This window comes from Caldithrix sp., from assembly GCF_056497305.1.
This window is the reverse complement of record NZ_JBSMDE010000163.1, coordinates 61,002-71,380: the sequence shown is the minus strand read 5'-3', so window position 1 is coordinate 71,380 and position 10,379 is coordinate 61,002. Positions and strand designations below refer to the sequence as shown.

6 protein-coding genes and 1 pseudogene are annotated in these 10,379 nt (G+C 39.4%); all 7 read right to left on the bottom strand.

Going from position 1 to position 10,379, the window contains the following annotated elements; all coding sequences use genetic code 11:
* Positions 1-203: pseudogene (locus ACWB0I_RS13855) on the bottom strand (hypothetical protein); the annotation flags it as partial.
* Positions 204-207: 4 nt separating this feature from the next.
* A complete protein-coding gene (locus tag ACWB0I_RS13850) occupies positions 208-1,821 on the bottom strand; it encodes a CorA family divalent cation transporter (protein ID WP_479388662.1) in 1,614 nt (537 codons plus the stop codon).
* A gap of 892 nt (positions 1,822-2,713) precedes the next feature.
* Entirely contained in the window at positions 2,714-2,995 is a 282-nt protein-coding gene (cas2, locus tag ACWB0I_RS13845; protein WP_479388661.1) for a CRISPR-associated endonuclease Cas2, read from the bottom strand.
* Between the two features lie 2 nt (positions 2,996-2,997).
* Positions 2,998-5,871, bottom strand: a complete 2,874-nt coding sequence (gene cas1 / locus ACWB0I_RS13840) for a CRISPR-associated endonuclease Cas1 (RefSeq protein ID WP_479388660.1) — start codon at positions 5,869-5,871, stop codon at positions 2,998-3,000.
* Between the two features lie 33 nt (positions 5,872-5,904).
* Positions 5,905-7,155: a M48 family metalloprotease gene (locus tag ACWB0I_RS13835; RefSeq protein WP_479388659.1), complete on the bottom strand. Its 1,251-nt coding sequence runs from the start codon at positions 7,153-7,155 to the stop codon at positions 5,905-5,907.
* Positions 7,133-9,775 carry a type IV secretory system conjugative DNA transfer family protein gene (locus ACWB0I_RS13830; RefSeq protein WP_479388658.1) on the bottom strand — a complete coding sequence of 881 codons (2,643 nt, stop codon included), beginning with the start codon at positions 9,773-9,775 and terminating at the stop codon, positions 7,133-7,135. The genes ACWB0I_RS13835 and ACWB0I_RS13830 overlap by 23 nt, the downstream gene beginning before the upstream one ends.
* 16 nt (positions 9,776-9,791) lie before the next feature.
* A complete protein-coding gene (locus tag ACWB0I_RS13825; RefSeq protein WP_479388657.1) occupies positions 9,792-10,319 on the bottom strand; it encodes an ATP-dependent Clp protease proteolytic subunit in 528 nt (175 codons plus the stop codon).
* Positions 10,320-10,379 lie beyond the last annotated feature (60 nt).

Here is a 10,379-nt window from a genome sequence, read left to right as displayed (position 1 = left end):
TCCGGCAGGGCAATATCGCGTTTTAATTCAATCAGCACGGGAATGAGGTCCGTTGACAGCTCTTTTAATTCCTGCTGGTAATCGCTGGCTCTGGCGCCCCACGCCAACCGTTTATCATAAAACGATTGATGCGTCTGTTCCAGAATCTTTTTGATCTCGCACATTTCGGCGTCATAGCCGCCCAGGAAAAAGGCAAAGCTCATATGGTTATTCATTTTTGAGTTTATGTAAAATAAATATCATAAAAATTGCCAGATAAAGCAGTAATAGAGGAACCCAGAACCACAGCCAACCGTTCCCAAAATCAGTCAGATTAATTATTGGCGGTTTTTGAGGATCAAACAAATTCATGCCTAAAAAACCAGTGACAACAGTAATTGGAAGTAAAACAGCTCCGACAAAGGTAATCCACTTTAAAAGTTGGTTTTCTTTTTGCTCATTCACATAATTAACAAATTCATATAATTCCTGAATTTCTGATTTTACATCTTCCATTAATTCAAAGATATTCATTTGTTGCGCCCATTTCTGGAATATCTCAATTCCCTGGTCCTGTGCGGTTACCTCCTTAAACCAGAAGCGATTGCGGAATAGCAAAAACTCTTTCTGCAAACGTTCCAGCAACTGCTTGCCTTTTTTCTGAATCCCCTTTTGAAACAACTTAACAATTTTAGCGCTGCGCCGCGAAAAGGCCAGCAAAGCGCCGCGGTAAAAGAAAAGCAATACCGCAATTTGATAGTACATGGTGTGAAAATGGCTATGTAATACATGAGAAAAATCATCGCTATCTTCTGCATTATTGGTCGTAACCAGCATGACTGAACTGAACTTTGAGTAGCCGTAGAAAGTGTGATAATCCGTCCAGCGCGTATAAGTCGCCCCGTTTAAGATAGATTTCATTAAGATCGGATTCTGGCAGGTGGGCGTATTCTGATCCAGAAAGATCATCTGGTACCAATAATCCAGCGATCTTTCTTTAAAGCGGTGCTTTTCCTCATCGTTTAAAGAAAAAAATCGTTTTAAACTCTCTACAAACAATTGATTGTGTATCTGGTCGTCCAGAGGCAAACGATAAAAACTGTGCACAAACATGCGGTCGTCCACAATGGACCAGTACTTTTCCGCAGCCGTGGTAAAATGGAATGCCGGACGTTCCAGATCCAGAAAATAGGTGATCAAGCGCGAAAGCGTGGGAATGTGGCGGTCGGGCTCTGCCATCCGCCATCGGTTGTCGTTAAAATAATCATGTTCAACCAATAGTTGCTCATTTTCAAACAGCTGGACTTTTGCCGGGCACTCTTTTTCCCCAATAGCGCTGACTAATTCCCGGCGAGGATCCGAAAAGTCGAAATCGCCATGCACAAAAGGAGGATACAGGCGGCGCGCCAGATCGAGAAGACGAATGTATTCCTGTAAGTTGGCACAGGGATACCGGTTGTTGAGCTCAAAAATTAATATGCCAACGCCAAACTCATAGAGATGGAGATAGACGCCCTCCACGCCAGCGGTCAATGGCTGTGGGTCGTTACCATAAATTTTTAAGCTCAGGTTGTTTTGCTGCCATTGTAAAAAATAAAAATCTCTGGGGTTTGATTTAGCCGATGAAAAGAGAATATCCCTGGCATAGGGATAAAAATAAAGATATTCGTTGTAATCTTTACCCTTTATTATTTCATAATCGGCTGCCCGCCAACTTTTCAACGGATCCTTCTGCAGGGCATCCACCAGCCTGTTAACCTGGATAGTTGTGTTATCGAAGGCAAAAGGAAAAAATAAGTAAGCCGAAAAAATATCGGGCTTTAAGGCTGAAATATTAGCCATATTAAAATATCCCAATGTAAAAACATTTTCTCGTTTTTAAAATTTTTATTCAAAGGCTATGGGCCTATAATTTATCTGGAAAAAAATCTAAAATTTAAAAATCAGCGTGTGGACTGATAAAACCGAAAGCAGATTCGCAATTTCTTCAGATCAATATTACAAAAGAGAAAAATTAAAATCAATACTAAACATAAAAAAATACTTGACCTTTTAGGGGGGCTGTTTTTTCGATTATCCTCTGATTAACAACTACTAAAAATACGATTTATTTCACAAATTCAATGGTGTATCTCGTTAAGAATATCCGTTAGCCACACTGTACATCACCTGTTTGGACAGTTCCATTCACGCCGTAACTCAAGCCTCATCTTGAGACGAATGGAAATAAGGTCTCAATCACCTGTCCAGACAGGTCCATTATTACAAGGGATTTTTCAAACGATTTTCCGGAGTTATCATCTTAAGTTTAGTCTCAATCACCTGTCCAGACAGGTCCATTATTACCTAAAGGTATATGCTGGATATGAAATGGTGTATTTTTACAAGTCTCAATCACCTGTCCAGACAGGTCCATTATTACCGCGCGCCCGCTATCCCTACGCAGGCAAGCGCTAAATCGTCGTTTGACATGAACCTAAACCCTTCAGGGCCGACTCTTGGTAAATTCGTCTTTTTTACCACTTTCATCTTGAATATATTCCATTGTTTTTATTCATGTTAAATGTTTGGCATGGACCTATTTATTATGTATTTCATTGTTTTTCTTTGCCTTAAATGCTATTTTTTTTCTTGTGATCGTTTTTACTATCAGTCCATGCTATTTTATTCATTCTCACCCTGCTTGCCATAATTTTAAAAACGGTTTTTTAAAGATAAACACAAAATGCGCGCTTTACAAATAAATATAATCTTTTTCATTTAATGAAGGCGATATCTTCCCTATTCCTAAGGACTTCATTTTACAGCCCTGGCAAAGCTGGTAAATTCGAATGTTATCTCCTTCCTGCCCGGTAAAGCTTTTTTCTAACTGACGAATCAGGCGTTGCAGTCCCCGTTCATCCAATTCACATTCAAATACCGATTTTTGCACGCGCTGGCCAAAGCCCTGTAAAATGACGCTAATGCGTCGGCGTGTTTTGTCTTCTTCAATATCATAACAAATAACGTACAACATGATTAGCGCCTTATAAACGGTTGATATTCCATTCGTTTTTTTAATATCAATTCTTTTATCTGAATTACCTGAAAATTCATGATTTCCATATAACTCATCTCCTTTTTACAAACTCTCCAAAATATACGTTGATGTAATTTTTTTTCTACTTCTTTGATAAAAAGATGCTTCATTTCCTTACTTAACAAAAAATACCGACCTCGTTTTTCCGGCTGCTTAAAGCGCTCCGGGGTGATTTGTTTGCGATTAATTAGCGTTAAAATCAGACGATCGATCATAAAACGAAATTCTTCCTGCAAATCGCTACTTAAAGCATTAAAGTTGGCGTGCGATGCATGATAAATTCCTTTTTGCGGATTGAGCCCCTGACCCATGATCATACCGCTTAAATAGTTGTACAAAATCGTGTATCCAAGCGAGAGTAAGGCATTAATGCCGTCGGCAGGCAGATGTTTTTTACGCCCGCTAAAATTCCATTCTTTACCAAGGATGGTTGCCAGATGCCTAAAATAAACCGCAGCGGCCCGGCCTTCTATGCCGCGAATGGTTTCAACAGAATTTTTATTGAGACAGCTATTTTTCAATACGCTTAATTCATTGAAACAACGCTCCCTTTCCGCCCACTCTAAATATTGTAAATTTTTTAAAAAGTTATGAATTTTAGCCATCACAATGGAGCGACTGAAGCTCACTTTAAATTCGGCTTCATTAAATAATTTTTCTTGTTTGATCCATAGCGAAACATCTCTGGGGACAGGCTCTATCATCCCAACCGGTTTACTTTGAGCACTGGTAAACAATACCGCTATTTTTTTGCGCATTAATTTAAACAAAGCCGGCATGCTCAGAGGAATAGGGCCCAGTAGAACAATTTGCTGAATAAGCTCGAGAGGAATTTTATCGATCAATGCATATTTATCCCCATTTAATTTAAAAATCATAAGTTGATTATTTTTTACTTTAATTTTGGATTGATAATCGCCTAAATATACGGTTCTTTGCGCTGGTATCGGGCGTTGATCCCGTTTATTGAACAAGCCTTTAAATAGTTGCCGTCGTTTCGTTTTTAAGAATTGTTCCAATGTTTGCCCATTAAAGCGCGCATTGGCCAGCCAGCTATTGGGCGGAATTTTGCTTTCGTCCAACAGAGCCCAATCAAATTTCCGCTGGTCTTTTTCTTTAAAGGTTTCCAGAACTACGGATCGACAAAACAAATAGCCTAAATAGCGAAATCCATCGTCGAAGTGTGTAATGCCCGTTTTACTTTCTTTTATTTCAAGATCCAGTTGTTTTAAAGCTATCCGGGCCTGGCGCAAAGCCTTTTCGGCCTGTTTTTTATGTTTACATAGAATAACAAAATCATCAGCAAAGCGAACGAGCTTAAATCCGGCGTTTTGAATCGATTCGTCAAATTCATCCAGATAAAGATTAGAAAGTAAAGGCGAAATTACCGCACCCTGTGGCAGGCCCTTTTGCCTTTGAATTAATTTTTGCCGGAACATGACCGGCGCTTTTATCCATTTTTCCATTAAATCGACCGCCGGATCAAAAGGGAACAACGCTCTTAGTTTGCCTAACAAAATATCCCATTCTACCTCATCGAAAAAATTTTCGATATCGGCTTCTAAAACGTAGCGATAGCCTTGCCGATAGGCTTGTTGAATTGCCAGCTGGGCCTGCTGGCGAGAATAGTTGCGTCGATAGGCATAACTGCAATCTTCAAACAGGGTATCCAGAGTTGGAGCAAGAATGTTTAGAACCGCTCTTTGTAGCCAGCGATCCACAACCGTTGGCACGGCCAGTGCGCGCACTTTTTTATTTTGTTTCGCAACCAATCCCTTTAACGGGGCCGGTTTGTACGTCCCTTTTTTAACTTTTTCCCGAATTTGTTCTGCCAGGAATGCATACTGCTCTTCGAACTCATCTAAATTTTCTCCGTCCACCTTACTGCTCTTTTTTGTTTCCAGAAACGCATCGCTCAGATTACTCTCACTTAACGCCCGATCAATCAATGAAATTTTCGGTTTCAAAATTTGCGCAATATCTGTAAAAAATTCCGGGATATCATAAAAACCGAAGCCAAAATTGATTTTTTCACCAATGTGCAAAATAGAACCAGCAATCAGGGCCATTAACCAGAAATCATCCAGTTTGCCGGCTACCTCCAGGCTCCCCACGACTCCGCCGTAATTTTTTTTTCGTTTTTGTGTGGGCAACTCCAGCCACATCAAATTTTTATTGAGCAATTGAAGCGCAACCGGCGGTAAATGCTCCGTCTGAATCTCATCTAATCGTAAAGTTCCTGAGCGGCACAAATTGTTGAATCGATCAATAATTTTTTTAAACAGAACCTCCACCTTAAATAATTGCTGATCATAACGTGAATGTCCGGCCACCATATCTTGCTTTTCGCGATCGATGGCTAATGGAGTCAAAATCCGGATCGTAAAGTGGTCGTGCACATTTTTTTTTACCCTCGTAAATATCTGCAACAAATTAATTTCATCGAACAATACATAATTTTTTAACCGCGCATTTACCCCCAGCCGAAGAATACCTTCCGGTCTTCCTAAATAGTTAGCCAATCTCACGTTGAATTTTTCTGTAAGAGGTAAATCATTTCCCAAAAATAGGAGTCCAATCGTATAAACATCGCCAGATTGGTAAACTAATTGGCCGTCTTCCAGTACAATGGGTACCAGCCCCGGGGATAGGCTGTGATCTTCCCATCGTTCCTTCTTCTTCAGTAAATGAATGATCAAGGCGCGAATAATATTGCCATGATAAAAATGTTTAAATGCAATGGATTCTGTGATGGTCAATTCAACCTTTGCCAGACGGGCGGTAATGCTTAAAAAGGATGTGAGATCAGCCATCTTTTACACTTTATATCAAACATTATCTGTTATTTACACACGTGGTTTAAAACCTTTTTTCTGGATCATATCCATAATCAATCGGCTGGTCTCGATCTCACTGAACCCCAGAACTTTCGATGAAAAATCGAGTAAAAAGGTTATTTCTTCTGATTTGATCACCCGGTCGGCAATCATCATGTGTACTAAAAACTGCAACATGGGGTAACGCTCTGAAGGATCAATCGAGATGAGTTTTTGAGTAATTTCAGCCATTAACTCAGCCGGATTTTGATGTTCCAGTAATTCGTTAAAATAACGCTCGAACGCCCTTCCGGGAAAGAGATAGAACATGCTTAAATTTTCCTTAATCGTCTCCACTTCTTCGGGGGATATCTTCGAATCGATACCGGAAAAAAGAATACCGGCAATAATGATGAATTGCGTACGATAAAAGTCCAGTTCGCTGTCCGGATACAATTGCATATAATCCAGGATTTCATCCATCTTTTTGACCAGTTCCTTATCTTCTTCCAGGTTGCCGGCAAGCAATTGTGATTCGCTAAAAAGTTTTAAAGCCTTTACTCGAAGCAGATTGATGGGATGGGATTGATGAACGACAAAGTTGCGTTCGATATATTGTTCCAGCGTCCGATCCACTTCTTTCAGATATTCTGTAAAATTAAAATCATGTTTATTCAACTGAATACCGGCCGAAAGTTTAAAAAAAGTAGAAATAGCGCTTTCTAAATCGGGCGAACTGATAAACCCCACGCGGTCGGCGGAAAGCTCACTCAGTTTTTTCCAGTAAAAATATTGATTGACCAACTGGTAGGGAATATTATTGATCTCTGGATAAAGAGCATGGAAAAATTTATCCAGGCGAACGGTCTCGTAAATAATATGTCCGATTTCATGTCCGATAATAAACTTCAATTCTTTGTCGTCAAATTTTTCGATTAAGGCCGAATTCAAAACAACTAAATGCTCTTTTAACTCTCCTTCTTTTAAAATAGCCGAAGCGTTTGTTTCGGGATCATTAATCACAAAAAATTGGATAGGCTCCTCGAATTGTAATGTTTCTAATACGTTCTGGCAGAGTCGGAATAATTGAGGGAACAATTTTTCTGTCAGGCGAAACGCCCTGCCTTCTACAATAGAACGCATATAATTTTTATTTTGCGAACTTTGTGCTTTTTCAAATACGGGCACAAGCTGATCGACGCATAACATTTTTTGTAGATTGGTTGTCAATTCTCTTTCGCGGGCCACTCGAATTTTGTCATAATAATCTGGATAGTTCATCTTCAATTCCTCCATTTTTTTTATCATTTTGAGGGTTATAGATCAAACTCTCCCTTATTTCTTTTTCCACTTCTTTGTTGTTTCGGCCGTATTTTCTACGCGACTGACTACGTACCTTGCGGGCAACGTCTTCATTAAAACGATGCTTTGGCAACACTGTTTGAATTGAAAAGGGCAAAACAACCTGACCATTAATCGTCGTTTTAACACAAGCTTGCCAGTTCGGCAAATTAATCAAATCAAAGGCACTGAAAGTAGGTGAAAAATGAGGACCTAAATATTGACCTGCGTCTTCCTGACTCACCCGGAAACTAATCACTGTTCCCACATTTCCAAAAATGGATTGAATGATGCGTTTGTCTTCAATTTGAGACAAAAATTGGTTTGCTAATATCAGGGCCAGGCCAAATTTACGTGCTTCCGATAGCAACAGAATAAAATTTTCTGTAGCCAAAGACTGGAATTCGTCTACATAAAGATAAAAAATCCGGCGTTCGGCTGGGGGAATATTAGCCCGTTCCAGAGCCGTTGCCTGTAATTTTGCCATCAAAAGCATTCCTAAAAACCTTGAATTTGCCTCGGTTAATTCTCCTTTAGCTAAATTCACAAGAAGAATTTGTCCATTGTCCATAATCTTTCTAAAATTTATTGTAGAATGCTTTTGTCCAAAAATCAAACGCATTTTGGGATCAAACAAAAAATCGGAAAACTTTCCACTGATATATTCCCCCGTGCTTATGTCACTTCCGAAACGGCGTTCTGTATAGCTAATTTTTGGTAGATCTTCTTTAATCCAGTTATCTAAATAAATATCGCTTATTTCAGGTGGGATAAATTTTTTCCAAAAATTATTCTGACTAAAAATCCTTTCAAATTCTAATAATGTACCAGGATTTTTTAAATGCGACATAACCAGTAATAAATTCATTTGCACATGTTTCCAGAACACTGGGCCCGTATAATCTATAAAACGATCTCCATATTGATCTTTCAAAAGCCTTTCCAGAATGGCCTTAAACTCACGTACGACAAAGTATCGTTGCTGTTCATCACGATATTCCAGAACATTTATTCCAACCGGAAAAGCAATATCCATAGGATCCAATACCACCACATCATCGATTCGTTCTTCGGGAATCAAACCCAACAATTCATCAAACAAGTCTCCATGCGGATCGATAACTGCCAGGCCATTACCAGCATAGATATCTTCTAAAATCATAGATTTCATCAACGTCGTTTTTCCTGTTCCGGTCTGCCCAACAATGTACATATGTTGATTTCGATCTTTCGCACCGATATAAACCGGTTGTTTTTGTTCCAGGTAATGATTAAATCCGATAAATAACCGGGATTTTTTACCGATCCTCATCTTCATCGAATCCTCAGGCAATAGCAATCTCTCTTTTGCTCGTTTAACTGGCAATCCCGGTATTGTCTCCTCGCCCAGAATGGGCAACCTGAAAGAAGAAGCAGCCTCATTAGCATCAACCATAAATCGAAGGCGTTTTAGTGCTTCTGGCGCTAAACTTTGTCCCCAGGGAGTAAATCTGAGAAAATGGAAATTTTTTTGCGCAATTCTTAATTCTTTTTTGCCATCTGGAAATACCGTATCATAGCCTCCCATCTGCAAAAAATCTCTGGGAGTTGTTATAGAAAGATTGGGCAGATTACCAACTGGCGCAGTGATTTCTATCCCCACAGATTCAATGATCTCCTGAGGAATCTTTTCAGGGCTTGCCAGAATAATTGACATTAAGAATGGGGCGTCCTTTAATCTTAGTAGATGTTTAATCAAGTTCTCGGCCAGGTCCCGAGCACGCAAATGAGGAAGCTTTGGTTCACTACTTTTTTCTCTGATCAGGGCGGATTCCCCTGCATAATATATTTTTTCACATTTTGAGATTTCATTAGCCAGGGCAATTTCCTCATCGATTTGAATATGGGTTGATTTTATGGTTGTCTGCCAGATTATGGGGGCTTGATGTAAAAGTAGTATACGTAATAATCTATTTAGATCATTGGGACGAGGAATAAAACCATGAACGTAATAAACATGATCTTCCCCTTTTTTAGCTTCTTCATTTTTTATTGCCTTTTGCCTACCGAGCGCGGGTCGTGGATTCATGGTATTGGTTAAAATGAAATCTTCCCTGCGCCGTATTTCTGAAATATTCAGTTTTTCCCATTCAAAAGGTTCCCAAACTTTTGCAAAAGCCGATTCGTTCCTTATAAAATTCCATGAATGGTCTGGAAAATTTCCATTTAGAATTGCAGAAAGTCCACGGGCAAAATTAATGGCCCCGTTGACCGCTGCTTTTTTTGATTTACTTTCTGTTTGCGCTAATAATACGATTTCTACCTTGCCTTTAAAATATTGCGCTGGATTTGGGGTGACAATATAACGCAAGGCTAAAGTCCTCTCAGATTTCAGATTGTACTGAGTGTTAATAAAGTCGATCATTTCTTCCAGATGTTTTTGCTCTGTAGAACTTATACGCATTTTTTCTACTTTCACTAATGGATATGAAGTGAGCTTAATGGCAAATACAGCATTATACACGTTTATATCTTGGCCCTCATTTTGGAAGGTATGGATATATGGATTTTGAAATTTCATGCTCCCCCCGTCCTATTTATTTATAAGGTTGCAAAATTTCATCGATCAGACCGTATGCCTTAGCTTCTTGAACAGTCATGTAATAATCGAGATTAATATCCTTGCGGATCCTGCCCATGGTCTGTCCGGTCCATTGTGCTAACATTTTAATTAGTTCTTCCTGTTGCCTCTTTATGCGTTTTGCATATACTTCAATATCATTTGCTTCTCCCCGGATACCGGCTGAGAGTTGATGTATCATGATTTCCGCATGAGGCGTGGCATGACGCTGCCCCTTTGTGCCAGCAGCCAGTATCCAGGCAGCCATAGAAATTGCTTTACCCAAACAAATGGTAGTTATGGGCGCCTGAATACAAAGCATGGTATCAATAATCGCCAGACCATCCAGCACACTTCCGCCAGGTGAGTTTATGTATAAATCAATTGTCCTTTGATGATCCTGAGCATCTAATAATAATAACTGGCTTATTAACCGATTGGCAACATTGTCGGTAATAGGTTCACTTAAAAATAAAATACGATGGTCTAATAAGGATTCTGTCATGTTGGCTCCTCCTCATTTTTGTTAGTATGAACCAGACTCAAAAATTTAATGTAGAACACA